Genomic DNA, 23,450 nt, shown 5'->3' on the forward strand with positions numbered 1-23,450 from the left:
TAGTAGCCGTAACAAAACCAACGGATATGCCCCCAACCACCGCCCCCAACGCCATATGCCTGACGCCCCGAACCGCTGAGTGAGCCGTTGTTGGCCTACCAGCGGTAAGTCACCGAACTCGTACTGTTTGCCTTCGGTGGGCACAAACACTTGCCCGGCCTTGCTCACACCCGCTACCGGGAAGAACGATTCGCTGTAGCTCAGGTACGGTGCCAGGCCGTTGCCAGCCTTGTACACCAACCCTGCGCGCGAGGTGGTGGCCTCGTCGAACTTGATCTGGTCCTGGAAATACACGCCTTTTTGCAGGGAGTCGATCTGCAAACCACGGTCGGTATTCGGTGATCGGTTGACCACGACCGGCTGGTTGTTGATGGAGTTCGCAAGGTCCAACGACAGAGCATTGCCACGGAAGTTGTGGGCGGTGTGCATGGAATGAAAGCAAGCACGGGCCAGGTAGGGCCCCTATATTTATGCGGCACTTGCTGATAAATAGAGCGGGTGAATCCCCAAGTAGATACCCGGTGTAATCCATCATGAAGCGCCATTTCGAAGATTTGCAGTTGGGCAGCATCGAGCTGTTCTGCCTGGCTGCCGAGGCCAGCAGCTTTACCGCCGCCGCCCAAGTGGCGGGCGTGACGCCGGCGGCGGTGAGCCGCAGCATCTCGCGGCTGGAAGAACGCCTGGGTTCCCGATTGTTTGTACGCACCACCCGCAGCATCCGCCTGACCGAGGGCGGCCGGACGTTTTTCGAGCAATGCCGCCAGGCCCTCACGCAACTGGTGGAAGCCCAGCAGGAAATGATGGGCGCGCAATCGGTGCCGTCCGGGCTGTTGCGCATCAGCATCCCGACCACCTACGGCCATCACCGGATCCTGCCGCTGCTGCCGAAATTCCGTGCGCTGTACCCGCAAGTCACCGTGGATATCCACATCAGCAACCGCAATATTGATTTCGTCGCCGAAGGCTATGACCTGGCCATCCGCGTGCGTGCCCAGCCGGACTCGACGCTGATTGCGCGGTTGCTGGAAGACGCCAAGCTGGTGGTGGTTGCGGCGCCGTCGTATCTGAAGCGTGCCGGCACGCCCCAAACCCTGGAGGATTTGCCGGACCATGAGTGCATCCAGTACGAATTGCCGAGCAACGGGCGGCGCATTTCCTGGCTGTTCCAGGTGGACGGCAAGGAGCGAGAGTTTGCCGGTGAAGCGGGCTACAGCTGCTCTGACGATGTGCTCGGTGGCGTAACCCTGGCCAAGCACGGCGCGGGGCTGTTCCAGACCTATAAATTCATCGTCGAGGACGAGTTGGCCAACGGCAGCCTGGTGGAGGTGTTGCAGCCTTACGGTGGACGCTCACGGCCGTTTACCTTGCTGTATCCCCACGGCCGCTACGTGCCCCATCGGGTGCGGGCGTTTGTGGACTTTCTGCTGGAGCATCGCGCCGAATGGGCGGCGCTGTAGCGGCGGATAAATCCCAGGTCAGCATCAGTTGGCCGATGGCAGTATCGATGGCATTAGCGTCAACGCCATCCCGAGCCAGGATCGACACGCCTTGCAGGAAACTGTCGTAGACCGTAGCCATCGCACGGGCGTTGGTCTCGGCGGGTAACTGGCCTGCGCGAATGCCACGCTCGACGCAATGCACAATGCCCGCTCGGGTGCGCTCCCGTGAATGAGTCAGTGCATGGGTGACTTGCGCGTTCTCGGGGGAGGGCGCACTCATCACGCCCAGGGCCACCATGCAGCCTTTGGGATGCCCCTCTTCACACTGCATGCGTGCGGATTGGCGCAGCGCGGTCTCGATGGCCTGGCGCGGTGGCAGGCCGTCATCCCACAGGCATTCGGTGACCTGGGCGAACGTCGCCAGATAACGCTGCACGCATTCCTGGAAAAGCGCGTCCTTAGAGCCGAACGCCGCGTAAAAACTCGGCGCGGAGATGCCACCGCCCAATCCGCTTTTCAACTGGCTCAGGGACGTGGCGTCGTAACCGTGCTCCCAGAACAGGTGCATGGCCTGTTCCACGGCCTGGTCTCGGTCGAAAGTGCGGGGGCGGCCCATCTGCGCCATGGGGGAATCCTCTCGGGGTAATGAGATAAATACTAGTCGATACATAAGTCGTTGACAACGCTACGTGGTGCGCCCAACATTTATATCGATCGGTATTTAAGTCCTCTAGTTCAAGGAGCTTCCCTGTGACCCCCTCAACCACCTTATCGGCAGACGCCGTTCCCGACCGCTTGCCCATCGGCGCCTTGCTCGCCCTGGCCATGACCGGTTTTATCTGCATCGTCACCGAAACCCTGCCGGCGGGCCTGTTGCCGCTGATCAGCGAAGGGCTGGGCGTTTCAGCGTCCATGGCCGGGCAGATGGTCACCGCCTATGCGCTGGGTTCGGTGCTGGCGGTGATCCCGCTGACCATCGCTACTCGCGGCTGGCGTAGACGCAATGTGCTGCTACTGACCATCGTCGGTTTTCTGCTGTTCAATTCCATCACGGCGCTGTCGTCCCACTACGGGCTGACGCTGCTGGCGCGGTTCCTCGCCGGGATGGCCGCGGGGCTGGCCTGGAGTTTGTTGGCCGGCTATGCGCGGCGCATGGTTGAACCGCATCAGCAGGGCAAGGCATTGGCACTGGCCATGGTGGGCACGCCGATTGCGCTGTCACTCGGCGTGCCGCTGGGCACCTGGCTGGGTGGACTGGTGGGCTGGCGCACCACCTTCGGCATCATGTCGGCGCTGACCCTGGTGTTGATCGTCTGGGTGCTGGTGAAAGTGCCGGATTACCCCGGCCAGTCAGCCCATCAGCGTATGCCGTTGCGCAAGGTGCTGACCACGCCGGGCGTACGGCCAGTGCTGGCGGTGGTGATCTCATGGATGCTCGCCCACAACATTCTCTATACCTACATCGCGCCGTTCGTGGCCCCGGCGGGCTTGGTGGATCGTGTGGATCTGGTGTTGTTGGTGTTTGGTATAGCGGCGCTGCTCGGGATTTGGGTGACCGCTCGGTTGGTGGATGTGGCGTTGCGCAAGACGGTGCTGGTCAGCCTGGCGGGCTTTGCGGCGACGTGCCTGGCGTTTGGTTTTCTCGCGCAGGTGCCCGGGGTGATTTATGCCGGTGTGGCGGTGTGGGGCTTGAGTTTTGGTGGCGCGGCAACGTTGCTGCAAACCGCATTGGCGGACGCGGCCGGCGATGGGGCAGACGTGGCGCTGTCGCTGAATGTGGTGGCCTGGAACAGCGCCATTGCGGGAAGTGGTGTGGTGGGCGGAGTGTTGCTCGATACCTGGGGTGTGGCGTCATTCCCGTGGGCGATGTTGGTGTTGCTGGCGGTGGGTTTTGCGATTACGTGGGTCGCGCGCAACCATGGCTTCAAACCGGGGCACCGGGCGCACGGCAAGCCTGCGGTTGGCGGGCACTGATATTTCCAAAGTCGTTGAAATAACCGGTTCTAACATCAGACAAATCTTAAAATAATCCGCCAATCAGCCGATATCCCGAGGCATAGGCTTTTAACCCCGGGAGTATTGGCATGACCATCAAGAGAATGTCTGCAATCCATGTTGGCCTGCTGTTCAGCCTCTCCGGCGCCTGCATGGCCGCGAGCCCGGTGGGGCAGGGAGTCATTTACTTTCACGGCAGCATTGTCGAGGCGTCTTGCACGCCGCTGACCATGGCCGACGGACTAAAACTCAGCAACTGCCCGAGCCTGGCACGTGGCAGCGCCATCAGCGTCCGTAACGTGGAGCCGGTGAGCTCGGTCACTGCCCTTGATCACAGCGCCGTCAGCGTGAAACTGGTCGCCGACAGCGGGCGGTCGGGGCCTTATTACCAGCAGCAATACACATTGGTGGATGGCCAAGGGAAGCCTGTGAATTCAGGCAAGTACCTGGTGACATTGACCTCCCCTTAAGCGGAAAAAAACCGGCTTATTCAGGTGCCTTGACTAGCATGTACTTGCTGAAATTATTGATGTGATCATCGAGGTTATCCTCAAGCATCATTCGGTACTGATCACAGAAATACTTCAGCATCGCCTCACGGGCCTGGACCATTTCTTCGCCGGATTTAAAGCTGCGTGCGCTGACCCAGGCATTGAACCGTGTGGTGCCGAACATCATAGAGGCGCTGACTTTGCCCAGGTCGGCGAACACCCTGAACTGCTCGTTGGACAGCTCAATGTGCGCGTCCGCGCGATCGTAGAAGCCGTTGTCGGTGGTGTCTGGCATTGCGATTACCTTCCTGTTCGTGAGTGCGGCGAAGGTACCGCCGCGCTCCCCGGGAAGGCAACCACGTTGGCCGCTTCAGGCCTCATTTATTGCGCGTCACCCTCCACACCGTGTTGGCCAGGTCATCGGCAATGATCAGCGCACCCTTCGGATCAACAGTGACCCCCACCGGCCGCCCGCGAGTCTTGCCATCATCTCCACGGAAACCCGTGGCGAAGTCCAGCGGTTCGCCGGCCGGCTTGCCATTGCTGAACGGCACGAAGATCACCTTGTAGCCCACCGGATTGTCCCGGTTCCAGCTGCCGTGCTCGCCCACGAAGACGCCGTCGGCATATTTCTCGCCCATGGCCGGGATGGAGAAGTCGACGCCCAGTGCCGCGACGTGGGAACCCAGGCTGTAATCCGGTTTGATCGCGGCGGCGACCTTGGCCGGGTTTTGCGGTTGGGCGCGGGTGTCGACGTTCTGGCCCCAATAGCTGTAGGGCCAGCCGTAGAACTCACCTTCGCGCACCGAGGTCAGGTAATCCGGTACCAGGTCCGGGCCCAATTCATCCCGTTCGTTGACCACTGCCCACACCTGTCCGGAGCCCGGTTGAATGGTCAGGGCGGTCGGGTTGCGCAAACCGGTTGCGTAAGGCTTGTGAGCGCCGGTGGCGGCGTCGATCTGCCAGACCATCGCCCGGTCGATCTCGACCTCCATGCCGCGTTCGGTGATGTTGCTGTTGGACCCGATGCCGACATACAGCGAGCGGCCATCGGGGCTGATCGCCAGGGATTTGGTCCAGTGATGATTGATCGCGGCAGGCAGGTCGGTGACGGTGGTAGGTGGGCCACCGGCCTTGGTCTGGCCGTCCTCGTAGTCGAAGCGCACCAGCGCATCCTGGTTCGCCACGTACAGCTTGCCGTCGGCAAAGGCCAGGCCGTAGGGCGCGTTGAGGTTTTCGGCGAACACGGTTTTCAACTCGTAGGTGCCGTCACCGTCGGCATCCCGCAACAGGGTCAGGCGATTGCCGCCCTTGACCTTGGTGTTGCCCTCGGCCTTGATCACGCTGGCGATCACGTCCTTGGGCTTGAGCTTCGCCGCGCTGCCGCCGCGGCCTTCGGCGACGAGGATGTCACCGTTGGGCAGCACCAGGGTCTGGCGCGGAATCCGCAGGTCGGTGGCGATGGCCGTGATGCTGAAACCCTCGGGCACGGTGGGTTTCTGCTCACCCCAGGCCACCGGTTCGGCGATCTTCATGCTGGGCAGCAGGCCGCGTTGAGGTTCCGGCAGTTTGGGGTCGGGGCCGCGAGCCTGAGTGCTGTCGGCTTCGCCACCGCAGGCGCTCAACAACATCGCCATGCTTAAAACGGTCAGCGTGCTGGAAGGCTTCATTGGGCACCTCCCGAACGCAGGTTGGTCAGGCCGACCCACGTGGTCACGCAGGCCAGCAGGGTCACGATTGCGGACAGCACCAGGCCCGAAGGCATCACGGCCCAGGCATCCTTCGCATGTTCAAAGGCGTTGACCAGGCCCAGTGCCCAGGTGACCAGCAACAGCAGGAAGTACACCGTGGGGCGCCCGGCCTTGCGGTCGGCCCGCAGCAGGTTGACCAGCGCAAACAACCCCGCCAGCCCACAGAACACCAGGCCGCCGGCGATCAGCCAGGCGGCGAAGTTACTCCATTGGATCTGGTAGGTCTGGTAGTAGGCAATGTCACTCAGCAGAGCGCCGAGAAACAGCGGGACGGTACCGGCCAGCAAGGTCGCGTGAAGCGGGCCAGGCGTACAGCGGTAGGTGAGGGCGGTGGTGACGGTCACGGGCGGCTCCTTATCGTTGAGCGGCCCTGATGAGGCTCATCAGGGCCGCGCTGACTGCGCTTAAGGAAGGAGCCTGCTGCTTGCGCGTTAGTTCACCGTCTATTCGTTTCTAAATATGTTGCGTCAGTTGATGCGTGGATGTTGCTGCACCAGGTTTTCGCGCTTGGCTTCCAGCTCGGCGATTTGCGCGTCGATGTCTTCGATCTTCTGCTCGATATTGTCTTCGTGCTCCTGCAGCAGCTCTTTGGCTTCCTCGATATCCGAAGCCGCCGGTGCTGCGCCGCGCAGGGGTTTGTTGGCGGTTTCCTTCATGGTCAGGGCGGTGAAAAGCCCCAACACGGCAAACACCATCAGGTAGTAGGCCGGCATGTACAGGTTGTTGGTGGTCTCTACCAGCCAGGCCATGGCGGTCGGCGTGAGGCCGGCCACCAGGATCGAGATGTTAAAGGCGCTGGCCAACGCGCTGTAGCGGATGTGGGTAGGAAACATCGCCGGCAGGGTGGACGCCATCACGCCGATAAAGAAGTTGAGCACCACCGCAATGATCAGCAGCCCCGAGAAAATCAGCCCGAGCTTGCCGCTGTTGATCAGCATGAAGGCCGGAATGGCGAGGAAGAACAGCGCGATGCTGCCGAACAGAATGAAGGGTTTGCGCCCGATCTTGTCGCTGACAAAGCCAATCATTGGCTGCACGAACAACATGCCGACCATGATCGCGATGATGATCAACACGCCGTGGTTTTCGCTGTAGTGCAGGTTGTGAGACAGGTAGCTCGGCATGTACGTGAGCAGCATGTAGTAGGTGACGTTGGTCACCACCACCACGCCGACGCAGGTCATCAGGCTGCGCCAGTGCTTGGTGGCGACTTCCTTGAACGACACTTTCGGGCCGCCCGCCAGGCCTTCGCGATCGCCTTGTTCGAGTTGTTCCACGTGCTGTTGAAAGGCCGGTGTTTCTTCCAGGGCATGACGCAAGTACAGCCCGATCATGCCCAATGGCAGCGCGAGGAAGAACGGCAGGCGCCAGCCCCAGGACTGGAACGCCTCTTCGCCGATCACCGCCGAAATCAACACCACGACACCGGCGCCAAGGACGAAGCCGGCGATGGAGCCGAAGTCCAGCCAGCTGCCGAGGAAGCCGCGCTTGCGGTCCGGTGCGTATTCGGCGACGAAGATCGACGCGCCGGTGTATTCACCGCCTACCGAGAAGCCCTGGGCCATCTTGGCCAAGAGCAACAGGATCGGCGCCCAGATCCCGATCGAGTCATAGGAGGGGATCAACCCGATGGCAAAGGTGCTGATGGACATGATCACGATGGTCGCGGCCAGGACCTTTTGCCTGCCGTATTTGTCCCCCAGTCGGCCGAAAAACAGGCCGCCCAACGGGCGAATCAGGAACGGCACCGAGAAGGTCGCCAGGGCGGCGATCATCTGTACGCTGGGGGATGCCTCGGGGAAAAACACCTTGCCGAGTACATAGGCGACAAAGCCGTATACGCCGAAGTCGAACCATTCCATGGCGTTGCCCAGCGCAGCGGCGGTGATCGCCTTGCGCATCTTGGCGTCGTCGACAATGGTGATGTCATCCAATCCAATCGGATTGACGGTTTTCTTGCGTGATTTCATGGGAATTACTCAGCCCTGGTCCATTTCATTGCCATTGTTTTAATGGCACGTGCTCTTTGGTCAGATACATGCGGACACTGAATAATTCACCGTTGGCTGGATTTTTTTGTTAATGGCCAGCAAATATCAATGGATCCGGTCGCCCCCCAGGGAATCACGCTGCATCGATTGCAGGTTTTTCTCGATGGTTTCGCAGATGGTCTCCATCTGGATCTGGTGTTCGCTGTCACGAAACGGGCTTTGCAAATCGGTGCCGATGCGTTCGATGGCCAGCAGCATAAAGCCCACCACCGTGGACGCCAGCGGGGTGAACCAGCCCAGGGATTCCACCAGGCCTACCGGCACGATCAGGCAGAACAGCGAAATGAACAGCCGTGGGAAATACACGTAAGGGTAGGGCAGCGGCGTGTTGGCGATGCGCTCCATGCCGCCCTGGCTGTTGGACAAATCCACCAGGGTCGACTCCAGCCGTGCCAGGCGAATGCTGTCCAGGCGCCCGGCCTTGTATTCCTGGGCCAGCAGGGCTGCGGAGCCGTTGAGAATGTCGTTGGAAAAGTTATTGGTACTGGTGCTGCGGGCGAACTCGTCGGCTGGCAGGAACGCGCGGATTTCCTCCGGGCAAGGCTGGCCCCGCAAGTGCGCCGCCAGGCAGTTCACGTAGGCCACGTGACGGCGCAGCAACGTCGACTTTATCGGGTTGACCTCATTGTTCGGGTCATCCAGCAGCGTCAGCACTTGCCGCGCAAAGCTGCGGGAATTGTTGACCATCGCGCCCCACAACGTGCGTGCTTCCCACCAGCGGTTATAGGCGCTGCTGTTGCGGAAACTGATCAACACCACCAGCGCCGAGCCGAGCAAAGTCAGTGGCATCAGCGGCAGGTTGATCTTGCTGTTGAGGAACAGCATGAAGTCCACGGTGACGGCGATATCCCAGAGCAGCAGCCAGAACAGTGCCCAGCCTACATAGCCCATGGTCTTGATGATCAGGCGGTATTTTTTGATGATGGCAGCTTTCAAACGGAAACCTCGCGGCGAGCGGTAAACATCAATGCCCTAGCTCGGACGGTGTTTACCGGGTAAAGGTTCGCCGGGGTGCCAGGTCTTCAGGCCTTAAAAGTCAGAACGAAGCGGTTTTCGCCTTGGGGCTTGCCGTCCGGTGCGGGTTGTTCAGGCACGAATCCGCAGCGGGTCAGGACTTTTTGTGAGCCCACATTCTCCGGGTACACGTACGCCACCAATTGCTTGAGTGCCCAACGCGCCTGTGCCTCGTGGATCAGATGGTTCAGCGCCAGGGTTGCCAGCCCTTGCCCGCACGAGCGCTCGCCCACGCGGTAACCGACTTCGGCAGAGCCCTTCGGTGAATCGATGCTTTTCAGATTGGCGCGACCGACGATTTCGCCGCTGGCGTCTTCGATCACGAACGGGTGCCAGGCGCCCGCGGCAAGGCCAGATAAATAGCCTTCAATATGCTCGGCGACGCCCTGCGTTGAGTAAAACGAAGGGTTGCGCGCCTCGATATGCGACTCGAACCACTCACGGTTACGGGTTTCGAAGGCCAGCAATGCTTCAGTGTCCGTACTGCTCAGCTCGCGAACGCGAAATGACGTCATTGCTCAAATCTCCCGGGTTGTTCTGTCCATTTAGTCATGTTTTCGTCATAAAGGCGTGTGAAATTTGCCTGCCAAAAATATGAAATCATGGAGTATTTCCGATGAGGGTAGTCACCTCCGGCTCGGCGTATCTGGACATTGATGCGTACGCCTGTTGCATCGCGTATGCCGAGTTGTTGAATCGCCAAGGGATCGAGGCGCGTGCCGTCAGCAGTGCTCCGCTGAATGCCAGCATCTCCAGGACCATACTCGGCTGGCCATCGTCGCTGGACGATTACCGGCCCGGGCCCGGTGATGAGTTTGTGATGGTGGATATCTCGGACTTCCACCACTTCGACCCGGTGGTCGTGCTCGATCAGGTGGTGGAGGTGATTGACCATCACCCGGGCTTTGAAACCTATTGGGCGCAGAAACTCGGGCCTCACGCAGACATCCAATTGATCGGCGCGGCGGCGACGCAGGTTTTCCTGCGTTGGGAGGCGGCCGGTTTATTGCCGCTGATCAGCGAACACAGTGCCGCGTTGCTGGCCACGGCAATCCTGGACAATACCCTGAACTTTACCGGGCAGTTGACCACCTCGGCGGATATTCGGGCTTATGAAACCCTCGCTCTGCGGGCGAAACTCGCGGCGGACTGGCCTGAGCGATATTTTCATGAGTGCCAGGCCACTATCGAATCAGACCTGGCGGGCGCGCTGGCGGGCGACATGAAGTGGCTGAAGGCTGACAGCAACCTGCCGCTGGTTTTCGCGCAGATGACGGTGTGGGATGCCGGTGCGCTGATCCGAAAGCATCGCTCGACCATCGTTGATTGGCTGGCGGCCCAGGGTGAGGACTGGCTGGTGAATATCATCAGCATCCGTGAGTGCAAAAGCTATTTCCTGGCTGAGCCTACGGTCAGCCAACAAAAAATCAGCCAGGTGCTTTCCATTGACTGGCAGGCCGGGATGGCAGTGCTTGATCGTTCGCTGTTGCGCAACGAACTGGTGAGACTGGCGGCCACTGATTGACGGCGCTCGCCAATGCGACGTTCCTCTTTGATGAACCCGGAATACAATGGCCAAGGTATTACCGAAAAGGAACGACAGTTGAACGAACACACATTGTCCATGCGCCTGGAACGCGTGGCGGCCCATATACCCGCCGGGGCGCGCCTGGCGGATATCGGCTCTGATCACGGTTATCTGCCGGTGGCGTTGATGCGTCGCGGCGCTATTGTGGCGGCGGTGGCGGGCGAAGTGGCCTTGACGCCGTTCCGCGCAGCCGAGCGTACGGTGCGCGAGAATGAGCTGGAGCAACACATCACCGTTCGCCTGGCCAGTGGCCTGGCGGCAATCGAGACGGCAGACGGGATCACTGCGATCAGTATCTGCGGCATGGGCGGCGAGACGATCCGCGACATCCTCGACAGTGACAAGGCACGCCTCAGTGGCCAGGAGCGCCTGGTGCTGCAACCCAACGGCGGCGAGCAACCGTTGCGCCAGTGGCTGATGGAAAACGGCTACCGCATCGTGTGCGAAGAGCTGCTGCGGGAGAATCGCTTCTTCTACGAAATCATCGTTGCCGAGCGCGCCGGGCCGGTGACCTACACCGCCGAAGAGCTGTACTTCGGCCCGCTGCAAATGCAGGCGCGCCGCCCGGAATTCCTGCTCAAGTGGCAGCGCATCCTGCGCCACAAACAGCAGACCCTCAGTGACTTTGCCCAGGCACGGCAGGCGGTGCCTGAGGACAAGGTGCAAGAGGTGGCCCAGCAGGCGCGGTGGATTACCGAGCTGCTGGCCTGAAGGTCAGCCGGCGATGGTATTCAGCTCTGCCAGCACCTCATCCGAAAGATCCAGTTCGCTTACCGCCATGTTTTCACGCAAGTGAGTGACGGAGGACGTGCCGGGGATCAGCAGGATATTGGGTGAACGACGCAGCAACCATGCCAGGGCCAATTGCATCGGGGTGACGCCAAGCCGCTGTGCAACGTTCGACAACACCGCAGACTGCACCGGCGAGAACCCGCCCAGCGGGAAGAACGGCACATAGGCAATGCCGTCCAGGGCCAGCTCATCGATCATCGCGTTATCGTGTTGATGGGCGATGTTGTACAGGTTTTGGACACACACGAAACGCACGATTTTTCGCGCCTCGGCCACCTGCGTCGGGGTCACGTTGCTGATGCCGATATGGCGTATCAACCCTTGTTGTTGCAGCTCGGCAATGGCACTCAGTGGCTCTTCGATCGAGCCTTCGGCAGTGCCCATCACGCCGTGCATGGCTCGCACATTCACCACGTCCAGCACATCCAGGCCCAGGTTGCGCAGGTTGTCATGCACGGCCTGGGTCAGCTCGGCCTTCGACGACGCATTGAACCAGGCGCCATCGTCGCCACGACGGGCGCCCACCTTGGTGACGATGGTGAGGTCGTCTTTATATGGATGCAGTGCCTCACGAATGATCTGATTGGTGATATGCGGTCCGTAGAAATCGCTGGTGTCGATATGGTTTACGCCGGATGCGATGGCCTCGCGTAGTACTGCGAGCGCCGCCTCACGATCTTTTGGCGGGCCAAACACCCCGGGACCAGCCAGTTGCATGGCGCCGTATCCGATGCGGTTGACGGTACGATCGCCGAGATTGAAGGTGCTGAGGTTCATGGTTGTAGCTCTTGCTTGGCGGGAGGAAGCCTATAATATGAAGGATCCTTCAGGTTTTGAATTCGCATTCCATGAGCACTCTCAAAGCGTCACTAAAGCCAAGAAAATCAGCGGTTCAAGCCCGGTCGGCGGCGACGGTCGAAGCGTTGCACACGGCGACCCTTCAGGTTTTGACCGCTCAGGGTTTGGTCCGCTGCACCACGACCCGCGTGGCCGAACGTGCGGGCATGTCGGTGGGCAGTCTCTATCAGTACTATCCAAACCGCGATGCACTGCTCGCTGCGGTTTTGGAAAAGCATCTGGTCCATGTGGTCGAGACCGTCGAGCAGGCCTGCGACCAATACCAGGGCACGACGGTTGCTGAAATGGCATCGGGGTTTGTGACGGCTTTTCTCGCCGTAAAACTGATGGATCCGACGGCGTCCAAAGCCCTCTATGCCATCGCGGGTGAGCGGGGCGGTGCGGAGCTGGTCGCGCGGATCAACAAGCGGATGGTGGCCGCGATTGCAGCGATGTTGGCGACGGCGTCGGATGCCCGTTTTGAAGACCCATCCCTGACCGCCGCCATCTCGCTCAGCGCGGTGGTGGGGCCGGTGCGGGCGTTGCTTGAAGGCAATGCATCAGCGGCCTTTGAAGCCGGCCTGGAACAGCAGGTGACACGCATGCTGCGGGCTTATCTTCAAACCTATCAGTCACTTACGTAAACCGTGCACAGGGTATTTTGCAGCACGGTTTCGCACTAAAGTGACATCCATGGGTCCATAAGCCCCGCCATCGAACTTTGAAGATTTAACCCATGCACCTACGCAAAATTGCAGTTGGGCTGTCGGCCCTTGTTTTGCTCTCCACCGGGGCAGAAGCTCGTGGTCTGCTGGACCTTATCAAGCTGCCTGCCGAGCATCAGCCACACACCTCCCGCTCGGGTTCCATCAGCCAGGGTGCCGCTCTGGATCTCTATTCAAACAAACAGCAACGTGCCTCGTTCGATGGCTGTGCCGATCTGTTCCCGTCCGCGCAACCGATCAACACGGCCACGGTGCCGGCCACCATGAAACCCCTGGCGCTGTGCTCGGATAATTTTGCGGTGCTCTACTCGCAAACCAGCAAGACCCCGCTGGTAGTGGTCGAACGCCTGAATGCCAGCCAGTTGCAGGACGCCAAAGGCGAAGAACGCACCAACCAGTTCTACGCCGACCCGCGCATTCCCAAGGGCGCACGCGCCGAGTTGAGTGACTACCGTGGCCAACATCCGGCCGTGGACCGTGGCCATCAATCCCCGGCCGCCGATGCGCCGAGCACCAACGCCATGGCCCAATCCTTCGCACTGTCGAACATGGTGCCCCAGGACCCGACCAACAACCGCAAGATCTGGAGCAAGGTCGAGGCGGACGTGCGCAAGTTTGCCAAGCGCGCCGACGGCAATGTGTACGTGTTCACCGGCCCGCTGTTTGACCCGGGCTACAGCACCATTGGCAACAACAAGGTCTGGGTGCCGACCCGCCTGTTCAAACTGGTGTATGACGTGTCGTCCAAGCGCGCCTGGGCGTATGTACTGCCCAACGCTGAAACCCGTATCCAGAAGCCAATGGATTACGAAACGTTTGTGAAGACTACCGGGCTCAAGCTGTTGGGGAATTTGCCGGTGACGGGGTCAGTTGGGCGCACTTGATGGCTTGAAGCTGTTGGCGTTACTTGCCCTTTTTCAACGTCTTCAAGCGCAACGTCGCGCGCTGCACAGCGGCCATTTTCTCTGGCCGCTTCATCTTTTTCCATTTGCGAATGTCATCCTTGGTGCGTCCACAGCTGACGCACAGCTCACCACTGAGCTGGCAGGTTGAGACGCACGGATTCTCGATATCCTTAGCCAAGGCTTCGCCCCTTTACCGCATACAGTTTGGTCAGGCGCAGACGCCAATCGCCGCCATGCTGGAGGTGACATTCTTCCTCGGAATCGAAGCGAACGTAGCGGTCCGAAGAGGGGCGATCCATGCCTGCGTCTTCCAACGCCGTGGCCGTCAGCTTACGCATGCGTTGGTCCAGTCCGCTTGAAAGAGCCAGTTCCTTGTTCGCACGTGTGTCGAATACCCAGATGACGACCAGGCTTTGTGCAAAGGCCTGGTAGTCGACTTCGTGGGTCAGCCAATCGAAGCCGGTGATTTCGGCCTTGGCGATTTCACAGGCTTCGGTCAGGGTCGTGACCAGGCGGCGCTCGATGCGCGCGCTGTCGCGTTTGGTTGAAGACATGGGGAGTCCCTTATGAGCGAGGAGGGTGATGATACGCGAGAGAGCAACTGTGGGAGCTGTCGAGGTTGATCGTTCCTACGCTCTGCGTGGGAATGCCACCTCGGACGCTCCGCGTCCAGCTGACGATGCAAGGCTCAAGTCCTGCGCGGTGGTGACGCGGAGCGTCACAGGATGTATTCCCACGCAGAGCGTGGGAACGATCAACTGTGCAAACCTGCGAAGCTCGACAGCTCCCCCATTGGATTCGTTTTGCCTGTCAGATTTTCTTCGGCCGATCCAGCTTGCGCGTCATGGTGTACACCGCCACCCCGGCGGCCAGGATGCCGGAGGCCGCGCCGACTGCCAGTGCCCAGCGTGGGCCGAGGTGGTCGGCCACCCAACCTACAATCGGAGCACCAATCGGTGTGCCGCCAAGGGCCACGCCCACCCGCAGGGCGATCACTCGGCCGCGCATGGCGGGCTCGGTGGTGAGTTGCATCAGGCTGTTGGTGGTGTTGCTGAAGGTCAGGGCGCCCACGCCGATGATCACCAGCGCCCCGGCGAACAGCCAGTAATTCGGGGCAATCGCCGCCAGGGTGCAGCCCACCCCGAACACCAGCGCGCCGTACAGCAGTGACTTGAAGTGCGGCCGCTCGCGGCCGGCGGCGAGCAGCGCCCCGGCGATGGTGCCGATGGCCAGGGTCGACGTCAGCAGGCCATAGCCACGGGCATCGGCGTGGAACACGGTGACGGCCATGGTCGAGATAAAGATCGGAAAATTCATGCCGAAGGTGCCGATCAAAAACAGCATGACCAAGATCGCCATCAGGTCTGGTCGCGCCCACACATAGCGCAAGCCTTCCGTCAGGCTGCCCTTGGTACGCAGCGCTCGCAGGCTGGTGTGCAGGCCGGAAACCCGCAGCAGGAACAGCGAGGCCAGCACCGCGAAAAAGCTCGCGCCATTGAGCAGGAAAGCCCAGCCGGTGCCCACCGACGCGATGGTCACGCCGGCCACCGCCGGGCCAATCATGCGGGCCATATTGAACGAGGTGGAATTGAGCGCGATGGCGTTGGACAAGTCTGCCTCGCCCACCAGATCCGCCACGAAAATCTGCCGCACGGGCGCGTCGAACGCCGAGGCGCAGCCCGACAAAAACGCGAACACATACACATGCCACAGCTGGACGATGCCGGTCAGGGTAAACACCCCCAGTGTCAGCGCCAGCAAGCCCATCACGCCTTGGGTGACGATCAGCAGCTTGCGCTTGTCGTAGTGGTCGGCGGCGAAACCTGTCCAGGGCAGCAACAGCAATTGCGGCCCGAACTGCAACGCCATGACGATGCCGACGGCCGAAGCGTTATGCGGCGTGAGCTGGGTCAGCACCAGCCAGTCCTGGGCGGTGCGTTGCATCCAGGTGCCGATATTCGACACCAGGGCGCCGACAGCCCAGATGCGGTAGTTGACGCTGCGCAGCGAGCGGAAAATGCCCATGGAACTCACACCGGCCTTGAGGGATTACCACCGTTGAAACGCCCGAAGTGCTGCGCCAGGAAAACACTCAGCGCCAAGGCCCCGAGCCCGAGGGCGAGCACATCAGCGGCGCTTTTTAGGTCGAAATTCCCGACCCGGTAGACCAGCACGTAGCCGATCACCAGGTTGAGAAAACCCCAGAGCACATTCAACGTCGAGGAAGACCGCCCTTGGCCGCGCGGCTTGGCAAACGGCGTCTGGAAGGACTGGCCCATCAGGCCGCTGACGCAATGCGGCACCGCGTTGGCGAGGAGCACACCGCCGAAGAAGTAAGACACCAGGTCATGCCATTGCATGGTCATGCCTCCCTGGTTGCGAGTCGACGATGATCAGCGCGGTATTCGGATCCAGCGAGGTGATGGTCATGCTATGCCCTCGAACGGGTAGGGGTAGTTCAAAAGTCGGCAAGGCGTTCCAGCAGCTTTACCGCCGCCGCGAGTTCAGCTTGTTCTTCGGCAGACAGTTGCTCCTGCAGCGCCCGCAGCAGCCAATCGTCCTTGGCTGCCCGGCTGGCGATCAGGTGTTTACGAAAGCCGGGAGTCAGCTCGATCAAGGTTTGCCGCCCGTCACTGGGGTCGGGTTTGCCCCTGATCGCTTTCATCGTTTCCAGACTGGCCACAGTGATGCGCATGGACTGCGGCCGCACGCTTTCCGCCCGTGCCAGGGCCGAAACGGTACTGGGCCCGTCACGGTCCAGGCGCAGCAGCACCGACTTCTGGGCGGAGGTGAAATCGTTCGGATGGGTTTGTTCCCGCAGCCGACGTATCAGCTTGCCCAGGGAGATACGCAGCTCGGCGGCCAGGGCGGCGGAGTGGGCTTCGGAGGTGATGGAAGGTTTGTTCATGTCCGGACGTTAGCATGCGTGCAGAAAAACTGTACAGTTTAACTGTATGAATTTTTATTCATAAAAGGCGCCGCATTCCCTGCACGCCATAGAGCGCCATTGCAGAAGGCAGACTGATCAACCACTCTATTGACGATGTTCCACCCTGCATAGGCGCTCTTACGTGACACCCAACACTGATGAACAACGCCGCCAACTCAAAGCGGCCTGCACTGTCGAGATCAACGGGTTTGCAGAGCCCACGCCTGCCCAGTGGTTCCAGGAAATGGCGGATTGGGCGCAGGCCAACGACGTATCCCATGACAATTATGGCAGCGGTCAGTTGATCGAAGGTTTTGAAGCCAAGGTTGCCGAACTGCTGGGCAAACCCGCTGCGGTGTTCATGCCCAGCGGGGTGATGGCGCAATTGATCGCGGTCAACATCTGGAGCGAGCGCCGCCGGCTGCCGCGTTTCGGGATACATGCGTCTTCTCATTTGCAGCTCCACGAAGAGCAGGCGTTTCAGGCTTTGTTACGCCTCCATGGAGTGATGGTGGGGCACCGGTTGCGACCGATCCTGGCCGACGACCTGTTTGCGGTCGCCGAGCCACTGAGCTGCCTGGTGGTGGAGCTGCCCGCGCGTGAAATCGGTGGGCAACTGCCAGAGTGGCATGAGCTGGAGGCGTTGAAAGCCACGGCTGCAGCCTCGGATACACCGCTGCATATGGACGGCGCACGCCTGTGGGAAACCCGGGCTTTTTACCAGCGCTCCTACGCCGAAATTGCCGAAGGTTTCTCCTCCGTCTATGTCTCGGCCTACAAAGGCCTGGGCGGTATCGCCGGCGCGCTCCTGGCGGGCGAAACCGACTTTATCCAACAGGCTCGCCTGTGGCGTAAACGGCTGGGCGGCACCTTGATAAAACAGAGCCCGATGGTGGTCTCCGTCGCCATGCGCTTTGATCAACGCCTGGCGATGCTGGACGCCTGCTATCAGCGGGCCTTGAGTTTGGCGACCTGCCTGCAGGCGATCCCCGGCATTCGTATCCTGCCGCGTACGCCTCAGGTGAACATGCTTCACGTCTGTTTCGACGCAGACCGTGCGGCACTGCTGAGCGCGCGCGATGAGATTGCCCGAGCACACGGTTATTGGCTGTTCACACACCTGGAACCCACAGAGGTGCCGGGGTGGTGCAAGACCGAATGCTACGTGGGTGACCGACTATTGGGTGTGGAGAATCAGAGAATTTTGCAGCTGTTCACCGACTTGATGCGGCATGCAACTCAAGACGTCTGACGCTATAGCTCCCCTTAAATCGACTGTCGCCGACTGGCCCCAGGCGGCTGCCCGGTAACGCGCTTGAACGCCCGGCTGAACGCCGCCTGGGAGTTATAGCCAAGGCGCTGCGCCACGGTTTCGATCGGCAACCGCTCCAGTGTCAGCCACTGGCTGGCCAGGCGCATCCGCAGTTCGGTGGCGTAGCGCAACGGGGGCGTGCCAACGGTGGTTTGAAAGTGCTGGGCGAACACCGAGCGCGAGGTATGACATTGCGCTGCCAGCTCCTCCACCGTCCAATCGCGCCCGGGTTGCTGATGCAACGCCAGCAGGGCCTTGGCCAGGCGTGGGTCACGCAGCGCCGCCACCAGGCCGGACGCATTCCCGCACGCACATTCAACCCAACCCCGAACCACCATGGCCGCCACCACCTCAGCGAGGCGCGCCAGAATGCCGGCGAAGCCAATGCGGGCGCTGCTGACTTCACGCTCCATGGCCGCCAGGATCGGCATCAGCCCCGGATAACGCTGGCCCTTGGCATCGATCAGCATCAGGTCCGGCATCAGGCGGCCAAGGCCGTGCAAACTCCCTAGTTCAAACTCCATGCAGCCGCTGAAGAGCAGGGCGCTTTGAGCCACGCCCACATCGGCCCGGGCATCCACGGCACACACCGCATCACCGAGGGTTGCGGCGTTGAAGCTGTCGATGTCCTGCACCGGCACGTCCGGGCTGGAGAGCACCTGATGGGAACCGCCATGGGAGATGAACACGGCATTGCCTGGCGTCAGTTCATACAGAGTGCCGTCTTCGGTACGCAGGGTGACGCAACCGGCAGCGATAAGGTGGAAGTAGGCGTGCCCGGGCTTGGCCGGGAAGCCCAGGCCAAACGCCGGCCCAGCCTGGATGCGCCGGTACTCGACACCCCGCAGGCGCATGCCGCGCAGCAGCTCGTTGATGAGATCAGAGGACTGGTCGAACGGATCCGTGGGCATCATTTCCGGGGTTTCGGTAAAGGATTCGAGATTTTTCATCATAGATCATCCTGATCGTCGCACCTAGACTGCCGGTCGCAATAACTTTTGAAGGATGACCGTGATGAGCAGTTGTGTGTGTGACGCCGTAACCGGTGCAGATGTAGCGCCCGCGACGCCGGCCTGGATGGCGGTGTTTTCGTTGGCGATGGGCGTGTTCGGATTGCTGACGGCGGAGTACCTGCCGGCCAGCCTGCTGACGCCGATGGCAGCCGAGCTGGGTGTTTCGGAAGCTTTGGCGGGGCAGGCGGTGACGGTCACGGCGGTGGTGGCCTTGTTCGCCGGGTTACTGGTGCCGGGCCTGACCCGAGGGATCGACCGCCGTGTGGTGTTGCTGTGCTTCAGCGCATTGATGATCTGTTCCAATTTGCTGGTGGCGGTTTCGTCGAGCCTCACGGTGTTGCTGCTGATGCGTATCCTGTTGGGCATCGCACTGGGTGGCTTCTGGAGCATGGCGGCGGCGGTGGCGATGCGGCTTGTACCGGCGGCGCTGCTGCCGCGTGCCTTGTCGATCATCTTCAGCGGCATCGCGGTGGGTACGGTCGTGGCGGTACCGCTGGGCAGCTTTTTGGGTGGGCTGTACGGATGGCGCAGCGCTTTTCTCGCAGCCGCTGCGGTGGGCGGCGTGACCCTGGTGTTCCAGCTGTTCACCCTGCCACCACTTGCACCCCGCCGGACGGCACGCTTGAAAACCGTGCTTGAGGTGCTGCTGCGTCCGGGCATTGCCGTGGGCATGTTGGGATGCGTGCTGGTGCATACCGGGCACTTTGCGTTGTTCACCTATATCCGGCCATTCCTGGAAAGCACCACTGGCGTCGGCGCCGAAGGGCTGGCGCTGATGTTGCTGGGTTTCGGCGTTGCAAACTTCGCCGGCACGCTGCTGGCCGGGTGGCTGCTGGTGCGTCTGCCGCGCGGCACCTTGGTGTTGATGCCGGCCCTGGTCGGCGTGGCAGCACTCGCCCTGGCGCTGTTGCCGGCGACCGTGACGGGCCAGGTGTGGCTGTTGATGCTCTGGGGCCTGGCGTTTGGCGGCGTGCCGGTGGCCTGGTCAAACTGGGTGGCCCGGTCAGTGCCCGATCAGGCCGAAAGCGCCGGCGGCATGGTGGTGGCTTCGGTGCAGTCTGCGATTGCAGCGGGTGCGGCGGCGGGCGGTGCGATGTTTAGCTTCAGTGGTATCGACGGTGTGTTTGTCGCGGCAGGTATCTTGATGCTGCTGGCGGCGTTGTTGATTGCGCTGAAGGTGAGGGTTGAAGCGCCTCCACACGGTGCAGAGGCGGGGCCGGCGTTTCATCTTTGAAAAGGCGGCGTACTGGCAAAGTTTGGTGTGAAGCGCATCGGTGGACTCTCCGGCACCCGGCGAGTAGGGGGGACAACTAGACCCCCTTCGCCTCGCCAATCAAAATATCCTCGAAAAACGCCCCGATCGGTTGTGTGGGATGACACAGCTGAATTTCCAAAACCCAGACCATCTCGCTCGGTACGATCTCGACCTCAGCCAGCTTGTCCTGCCCGAACAGGGCATGCGGGAAGTCGGCGATGCGGTGCCCGGCCAGGTTGCGCTCAAGGCGCCAGCCTTTGGAGTGGGCACTGTGCTCGGCGAAGTCATACAGCTCGCGTCCGGTCAGCCCTTGGTGCCATGCGCTGCGGGTTTCGTCGAACACTTCATGCAGTGCTTTCACGCAGGCGCCATGCAACGAGTGTTCGCCGAAGACGAAGGTGTCGCCGTAATCGCCTTCATAGCCATCCCACACCGGGCCAAGGTCGACTACGGCGATATCGGTGGCGCGCAGCTTGCGTTGCGGGTCGATGCCTTGGCGCGGTGTGCGGATGGTGTCGTCGCCAAAACGGATATAGGTGGGGTGCCAGGTGTGAGAAGCGCCCATGGCCTGCAAGGTTTGACTGGCCATGTCGAGGGCTTGCGCCGTAGTCATGCCGACTTTCAATTGGGCGGCGATGGCGGCCAGGGCTCTGACCGTCTGCTCGCGGGCAGCGAGCATGCCGTCCAGCGAGTAGCGCGGGCCGACTTTTTCCAGCACCGGGTGCCGCGTGTTGAGCGACTCCGCTGGTGTCAATGCACCGCTGGGAACGAAGGCTTCGGCGACAAAACGGTGAGCCTGGGCGCCCGCTGCCAGGCAGGTTTCGCGGACTTGGCTGATCATCTTGCTGTTGCCGCAGGCGTAGATTTGGCTATCCGCCCAGTTGTGGGGCTGTGTCAGTGCAACCTGTTGCACGCGGGCGTCTACCGACTGCACTCGATGCCAGTGAAAGCGTGGATGTGCCTGGCTGGCCCGCTCAAGAAACTCAGCGTCGTAGAAGTCTGCCGGCGACGAGTTTCCCCAATACAGGGTGACTTCGGCCTGGCGGGCCAGGGCCGTGAGCAACAAGGGCTTGATGCCGGCATAACCGGTCCCGGTGGCGAACAGCACAACAGGGCGCTCATCGTCGTGTTGCCAGGTGCAGGCGCCCACGGGGCCTTCGATTTTCACTGCGTCACCCACTTGCAGGGTCGGCAGGATGCGTTCGGAAAACAGGCCGCCGCTGACCTGGCGAATATGAAACACCAACCGGCCTTGATCCTGTGCGGGCAGATTGGCGACGGAGAAACAGCGACTGTCGCCGTCGTCAAGGCGAAACCTGACGTACTGGCCGGCCCGCACGTCGAGTGGCTGGGCGGTCAGCAACACCAGCTCGACGATGTCGGCGCTCAACGCGCGCTTGCTGATCACCTGTGCGCTGACTTCCAGGGCTGGCGTGTCCAGCGACCAGCCGGGAATTTCCAGGCGCATGTCGCTGCAGGCATGGCTCTGGCACAGCAACATCTCGTCAGCCGCGAGTGGATAGGAGGCGGCCGGGGTGTCGGGTGTGAGCACCTTTTCGCGGTACTCGCCCGACACCACCTTGACCTTGCACGACCCGCAGGCGCCGCGGCGGCAGGAGAAGGGTACGGCGAGACCGCTGGCGAGCATGGCGTCGAGCAGCAATTGGTCGGCGGCTTCGAAGGATTTGCCCGAGGGCAACAATTCAACGACATGGCGGTTGTGCATAAACACCTCGGGGCAATTGAGGTTCGATTGTTGCGTTAGACTAGGACCAGAAGAACCTCCAGTTTTGGATAATTCACATGGTCCAGCTCCGCAAATGGCGCCCGCTGCTCAAGCTCGATGGCGCGCAGCCGCAGGCGTCGTACAGAAAGATCATCGAAGGATTGGTAAGCGCGATTGCCGAGGGACGCCTGCGCCCCGGAACGCTGTTGCCCGGCACGCGGGAAATGGCGCAACTGCTGGACGTGAACCGCAAGACGGTAATCCTTGCCTACGAGGAGGCGGTGACCAAAGGCTGGCTGGTCAGCATTCAACGTCGCGGCACCTTCGTCAGTACGCAACTGGCGACAGGAGCGGTGACTGCCGCCAGCGCGCCGACGTCGTTTGCCCCCGCGTTGCGGGAGGTGCCTGCTGCGGCCTATTTCACCCCGGGCGAGCAGGCGACAGCGCTGCAACATCGGCCGGGCGCGCTGTTTTTCGATAATGGTGCCTGTGACCATCGTTTGCTGCCCCAAGCCGTCCTGCATCGCTATTACCGCAACGCCTTGCGCAACAGCTTTACCACCAACACCGTGCGCCATGGCACCGAAGGCAGCGGCCAGTACTTGCGCGACGCCCTGGCCGAAATGTTGCGGCACAATCGCGGCCTGAATGTCGACGCGCAGCAGATCTGCCTGACCCAAGGCGTGCAGATGTCGCTGTACTTGGCCGCCAGCGCGCTGCTCAAACCCGGTGATGTGGTGGTGGTCGAACGCCTGAGTTACCCACCTGCCTGGGAGATTTTCCGCCAGTTGGGCGCGCAACTGGTCACCGTGGACCTGGACGACGAAGGTTGCCGGGTCGACCAGCTCGATGAACTGTGCCGCCGGCACAACGTGCGGATGATGTATGTCACCCCCCATCACCAGTTTCCTACCACCGTCAGCCTGCGTGCCGGACGTCGCCAGCAGCTCCTGGAATTGGCCCGGCTGCATGATTTCTGCATCATCGAGGAAGATTACGACCACGAGTATCACTTTTCCGGACGGCCCTATTTGCCCCTGGCCAGCGACAGCGCGCAGCGTCATGTGATCTACATCGGCTCGCTGTCCAAGTCCCTGGGCAGCACCTTCCGTTGCAGCTATATCGTTGCCCCGTCGAACCTTATCGAAGTGCTCGAGCGCACGGCGGCGGTGAGCCTGGGCCAGGGCGATGCCGTCATGCAGCGGATGCTCGCGGACTTGATCAACGATGGCGAGTTGAAGAAGCATCTGCGTCGGGTATCTAAAGAATACCGTCGGCGTCGGGAGACACTGCTGGGTTGTTTGCTGGAGGCGTTTGGCGAGCAGATAGCCGTGCAGGAGCCGGAAGGCGGGCTGGCGTTGTGGGTCAGGTTCGCCGACTCAATCAACGTCAATCAACTGGCTGAAAAAGCTCTGGAGCTGGACCTGGTGGTGCGCAGCGGTCGCCTGTTTTCACCCTTTGATCATCCGGAGAATGCCTTGCGCCTGGGTTTCGCCTCGCTCAATCCGGAGGAAATCCGCGCAGCCACGCAGCGCCTGGCTCAGGCGGCGCGGGCGATTGGGGAAGCGGCTAAATAATGATGCCGGCTGAAAGGTGAATGTGTAAGGATATGTTACTTAGCTTTTGA

The 23,450-nt window shown here is 61.2% G+C and carries 25 protein-coding genes and 1 pseudogene; 10 read left to right on the forward strand and 16 right to left on the reverse strand.

Annotated features, from left to right (window positions below):
- Positions 1-429: pseudogene (locus SNL23_RS24175) on the reverse strand (hypothetical protein); the annotation flags it as partial.
- Between the two features lie 104 nt (positions 430-533).
- Between SNL23_RS24175 and SNL23_RS24180 the strand changes: the two are divergent.
- Complete coding sequence (locus tag SNL23_RS24180; RefSeq protein ID WP_076016147.1) at positions 534-1,457, forward strand: LysR family transcriptional regulator; 924 nt, start codon at positions 534-536, stop codon at positions 1,455-1,457.
- Here SNL23_RS24180 and SNL23_RS24185 read toward each other — a convergent pair.
- Positions 1,360-2,064, reverse strand: coding sequence for a TetR/AcrR family transcriptional regulator (locus SNL23_RS24185; protein ID WP_076016146.1), 705 nt, complete (start codon positions 2,062-2,064; stop codon positions 1,360-1,362). The two genes, SNL23_RS24180 and SNL23_RS24185, sit on opposite strands and share 98 nt — an antisense overlap.
- A 125-nt stretch (positions 2,065-2,189) precedes the next feature.
- Between SNL23_RS24185 and SNL23_RS24190 the strand changes: the two genes are divergently transcribed.
- Positions 2,190-3,413 (forward strand): MFS transporter, encoded by a 1,224-nt coding sequence (locus SNL23_RS24190; RefSeq protein WP_318303822.1) that lies wholly within the window; start codon positions 2,190-2,192, stop codon positions 3,411-3,413.
- Between the two features lie 110 nt (positions 3,414-3,523).
- Entirely contained in the window at positions 3,524-3,904 is a 381-nt protein-coding gene (locus SNL23_RS24195; protein WP_167662482.1) for a type 1 fimbrial protein, read from the forward strand.
- A gap of 16 nt (positions 3,905-3,920) precedes the next feature.
- Here SNL23_RS24195 and SNL23_RS24200 read toward each other — a convergent pair whose 3' ends face one another.
- From SNL23_RS24200 to SNL23_RS24225, 6 genes are all read right to left on the reverse strand, one after another.
- On the reverse strand, positions 3,921-4,220 hold the full coding sequence (locus SNL23_RS24200) for a DUF3144 domain-containing protein (RefSeq protein ID WP_318303824.1): 300 nt from the start codon (positions 4,218-4,220) through the stop codon (positions 3,921-3,923).
- An 82-nt stretch (positions 4,221-4,302) separates the two neighbouring features.
- The gene (locus tag SNL23_RS24205) at positions 4,303-5,595 is read right to left on the reverse strand and encodes a PQQ-dependent sugar dehydrogenase (RefSeq protein WP_076016142.1); all 1,293 of its coding nucleotides are present in this window, start codon (positions 5,593-5,595) and stop codon (positions 4,303-4,305) included.
- A complete protein-coding gene (locus tag SNL23_RS24210) occupies positions 5,592-6,020 on the reverse strand; it encodes a DUF2231 domain-containing protein (RefSeq protein ID WP_318303825.1) in 429 nt (142 codons plus the stop codon). The genes SNL23_RS24205 and SNL23_RS24210 overlap by 4 nt, the downstream gene beginning before the upstream one ends.
- Positions 6,021-6,143: 123 nt before the next feature.
- The gene (gene proP / locus SNL23_RS24215) at positions 6,144-7,646 is read right to left on the reverse strand and encodes a glycine betaine/L-proline transporter ProP (protein ID WP_076016140.1); all 1,503 of its coding nucleotides are present in this window, start codon (positions 7,644-7,646) and stop codon (positions 6,144-6,146) included.
- Between the two features lie 126 nt (positions 7,647-7,772).
- The gene (locus tag SNL23_RS24220; RefSeq protein WP_318303826.1) at positions 7,773-8,663 is read right to left on the reverse strand and encodes a bestrophin family protein; all 891 of its coding nucleotides are present in this window, start codon (positions 8,661-8,663) and stop codon (positions 7,773-7,775) included.
- Between the two features lie 86 nt (positions 8,664-8,749).
- Complete coding sequence (locus SNL23_RS24225; RefSeq protein WP_318303827.1) at positions 8,750-9,256, reverse strand: GNAT family N-acetyltransferase; 507 nt, start codon at positions 9,254-9,256, stop codon at positions 8,750-8,752.
- A gap of 101 nt (positions 9,257-9,357) precedes the next feature.
- Between SNL23_RS24225 and SNL23_RS24230 the strand changes: the two genes are divergently transcribed.
- A complete protein-coding gene (locus SNL23_RS24230; RefSeq protein WP_318303828.1) occupies positions 9,358-10,266 on the forward strand; it encodes a DHH family phosphoesterase in 909 nt (302 codons plus the stop codon).
- A 78-nt stretch (positions 10,267-10,344) separates the two neighbouring features.
- Positions 10,345-11,040, forward strand: coding sequence for a tRNA (adenine(22)-N(1))-methyltransferase (locus tag SNL23_RS24235; protein ID WP_318303860.1), 696 nt, complete (start codon positions 10,345-10,347; stop codon positions 11,038-11,040).
- Positions 11,041-11,043: 3 nt separating this feature from the next.
- Here SNL23_RS24235 and SNL23_RS24240 read toward each other — a convergent pair whose 3' ends face one another.
- Entirely contained in the window at positions 11,044-11,898 is an 855-nt protein-coding gene (locus SNL23_RS24240; protein ID WP_318303829.1) for an aldo/keto reductase family oxidoreductase, read from the reverse strand.
- A 71-nt stretch (positions 11,899-11,969) separates the two neighbouring features.
- On the opposite strand from SNL23_RS24240, the gene SNL23_RS24245 reads away from it, so the two are divergent.
- Both SNL23_RS24245 and SNL23_RS24250 read left to right on the forward strand, forming a co-directional pair.
- Positions 11,970-12,602: a TetR/AcrR family transcriptional regulator gene (locus SNL23_RS24245; protein ID WP_318303831.1), complete on the forward strand. Its 633-nt coding sequence runs from the start codon at positions 11,970-11,972 to the stop codon at positions 12,600-12,602.
- A 92-nt stretch (positions 12,603-12,694) separates the two neighbouring features.
- Entirely contained in the window at positions 12,695-13,567 is an 873-nt protein-coding gene (locus tag SNL23_RS24250) for a DNA/RNA non-specific endonuclease (RefSeq protein ID WP_076016134.1), read from the forward strand.
- A 19-nt stretch (positions 13,568-13,586) separates the two neighbouring features.
- Here SNL23_RS24250 and SNL23_RS24255 read toward each other — a convergent pair whose 3' ends face one another.
- From SNL23_RS24255 to SNL23_RS24275, 5 genes are all read right to left on the reverse strand, one after another.
- Positions 13,587-13,766: a DUF1289 domain-containing protein gene (locus SNL23_RS24255; RefSeq protein WP_003207939.1), complete on the reverse strand. Its 180-nt coding sequence runs from the start codon at positions 13,764-13,766 to the stop codon at positions 13,587-13,589.
- The gene (locus SNL23_RS24260) at positions 13,759-14,142 is read right to left on the reverse strand and encodes a hypothetical protein (RefSeq protein ID WP_076016133.1); all 384 of its coding nucleotides are present in this window, start codon (positions 14,140-14,142) and stop codon (positions 13,759-13,761) included. Before SNL23_RS24260 ends, SNL23_RS24255 begins: the two co-directional genes overlap by 8 nt.
- A gap of 256 nt (positions 14,143-14,398) precedes the next feature.
- Entirely contained in the window at positions 14,399-15,613 is a 1,215-nt protein-coding gene (locus SNL23_RS24265; protein WP_318303833.1) for an MFS transporter, read from the reverse strand.
- 5 nt (positions 15,614-15,618) lie between these two features.
- Complete coding sequence (locus SNL23_RS24270; protein WP_076016131.1) at positions 15,619-15,948, reverse strand: hypothetical protein; 330 nt, start codon at positions 15,946-15,948, stop codon at positions 15,619-15,621.
- 98 nt (positions 15,949-16,046) lie between these two features.
- Positions 16,047-16,496 (reverse strand): MarR family winged helix-turn-helix transcriptional regulator, encoded by a 450-nt coding sequence (locus SNL23_RS24275; protein ID WP_076016130.1) that lies wholly within the window; start codon positions 16,494-16,496, stop codon positions 16,047-16,049.
- Between the two features lie 163 nt (positions 16,497-16,659).
- On the opposite strand from SNL23_RS24275, the gene SNL23_RS24280 reads away from it, so the two are divergent.
- Positions 16,660-17,769 (forward strand): threonine aldolase family protein, encoded by a 1,110-nt coding sequence (locus tag SNL23_RS24280; RefSeq protein WP_318303834.1) that lies wholly within the window; start codon positions 16,660-16,662, stop codon positions 17,767-17,769.
- Positions 17,770-17,783: 14 nt separating this feature from the next.
- On the opposite strand, the gene SNL23_RS24285 is transcribed toward SNL23_RS24280, so the two are convergent.
- Positions 17,784-18,779, reverse strand: coding sequence for an AraC family transcriptional regulator (locus SNL23_RS24285; protein WP_083676697.1), 996 nt, complete (start codon positions 18,777-18,779; stop codon positions 17,784-17,786).
- Between the two features lie 64 nt (positions 18,780-18,843).
- Between SNL23_RS24285 and SNL23_RS24290 the strand changes: the two genes are divergently transcribed.
- Complete coding sequence (locus SNL23_RS24290; RefSeq protein ID WP_318303836.1) at positions 18,844-20,076, forward strand: MFS transporter; 1,233 nt, start codon at positions 18,844-18,846, stop codon at positions 20,074-20,076.
- A 76-nt stretch (positions 20,077-20,152) separates the two neighbouring features.
- Here SNL23_RS24290 and SNL23_RS24295 read toward each other — a convergent pair whose 3' ends face one another.
- Positions 20,153-21,823 carry a M24 family metallopeptidase gene (locus SNL23_RS24295; protein WP_318303837.1) on the reverse strand — a complete coding sequence of 557 codons (1,671 nt, stop codon included), beginning with the start codon at positions 21,821-21,823 and terminating at the stop codon, positions 20,153-20,155.
- A gap of 77 nt (positions 21,824-21,900) precedes the next feature.
- Here SNL23_RS24295 and pdxR point away from each other — a divergent pair, with 77 nt between their 5' ends.
- On the forward strand, positions 21,901-23,400 hold the full coding sequence (pdxR, locus tag SNL23_RS24300; RefSeq protein WP_318303838.1) for a MocR-like pyridoxine biosynthesis transcription factor PdxR: 1,500 nt from the start codon (positions 21,901-21,903) through the stop codon (positions 23,398-23,400).
- Positions 23,401-23,450: the final 50 nt, after the last annotated feature.

The organism is Pseudomonas sp. SED1 (assembly GCF_034044025.1).
Classification (GTDB): domain Bacteria; phylum Pseudomonadota; class Gammaproteobacteria; order Pseudomonadales; family Pseudomonadaceae; genus Aquipseudomonas.

Excerpts from the sequence above, each read along its gene's own strand:
- SNL23_RS24185 (WP_076016146.1), bottom strand. The coding sequence starts at position 2,064 with ATGGCGCAGATGGGCCGCCCCCGCACTTTCGACCGAGACCAGGCCGTG.
- proP (WP_076016140.1), bottom strand. The coding sequence starts at position 7,646 with ATGAAATCACGCAAGAAAACCGTCAATCCGATTGGATTGGATGACATC.
- SNL23_RS24295 (WP_318303837.1), bottom strand. The coding sequence starts at position 21,823 with ATGCACAACCGCCATGTCGTTGAATTGTTGCCCTCGGGCAAATCCTTC.
- SNL23_RS24230 (WP_318303828.1), top strand. The coding sequence starts at position 9,358 with ATGAGGGTAGTCACCTCCGGCTCGGCGTATCTGGACATTGATGCGTAC.
- SNL23_RS24200 (WP_318303824.1), bottom strand. The coding sequence starts at position 4,220 with ATGCCAGACACCACCGACAACGGCTTCTACGATCGCGCGGACGCGCAC.
- SNL23_RS24285 (WP_083676697.1), bottom strand. The coding sequence starts at position 18,779 with ATGAAAAATCTCGAATCCTTTACCGAAACCCCGGAAATGATGCCCACG.
- SNL23_RS24180 (WP_076016147.1), top strand. The coding sequence starts at position 534 with ATGAAGCGCCATTTCGAAGATTTGCAGTTGGGCAGCATCGAGCTGTTC.
- SNL23_RS24250 (WP_076016134.1), top strand. The coding sequence starts at position 12,695 with ATGCACCTACGCAAAATTGCAGTTGGGCTGTCGGCCCTTGTTTTGCTC.
- SNL23_RS24275 (WP_076016130.1), bottom strand. The coding sequence starts at position 16,496 with ATGAACAAACCTTCCATCACCTCCGAAGCCCACTCCGCCGCCCTGGCC.
- SNL23_RS24290 (WP_318303836.1), top strand. The coding sequence starts at position 18,844 with ATGAGCAGTTGTGTGTGTGACGCCGTAACCGGTGCAGATGTAGCGCCC.
- SNL23_RS24205 (WP_076016142.1), bottom strand. The coding sequence starts at position 5,595 with ATGAAGCCTTCCAGCACGCTGACCGTTTTAAGCATGGCGATGTTGTTG.
- SNL23_RS24195 (WP_167662482.1), top strand. The coding sequence starts at position 3,524 with ATGACCATCAAGAGAATGTCTGCAATCCATGTTGGCCTGCTGTTCAGC.
- SNL23_RS24225 (WP_318303827.1), bottom strand. The coding sequence starts at position 9,256 with ATGACGTCATTTCGCGTTCGCGAGCTGAGCAGTACGGACACTGAAGCA.
- SNL23_RS24260 (WP_076016133.1), bottom strand. The coding sequence starts at position 14,142 with ATGTCTTCAACCAAACGCGACAGCGCGCGCATCGAGCGCCGCCTGGTC.
- SNL23_RS24265 (WP_318303833.1), bottom strand. The coding sequence starts at position 15,613 with ATGGGCATTTTCCGCTCGCTGCGCAGCGTCAACTACCGCATCTGGGCT.
- SNL23_RS24245 (WP_318303831.1), top strand. The coding sequence starts at position 11,970 with ATGAGCACTCTCAAAGCGTCACTAAAGCCAAGAAAATCAGCGGTTCAA.
- SNL23_RS24270 (WP_076016131.1), bottom strand. The coding sequence starts at position 15,948 with ATGCAATGGCATGACCTGGTGTCTTACTTCTTCGGCGGTGTGCTCCTC.
- pdxR (WP_318303838.1), top strand. The coding sequence starts at position 21,901 with ATGGTCCAGCTCCGCAAATGGCGCCCGCTGCTCAAGCTCGATGGCGCG.
- SNL23_RS24240 (WP_318303829.1), bottom strand. The coding sequence starts at position 11,898 with ATGAACCTCAGCACCTTCAATCTCGGCGATCGTACCGTCAACCGCATC.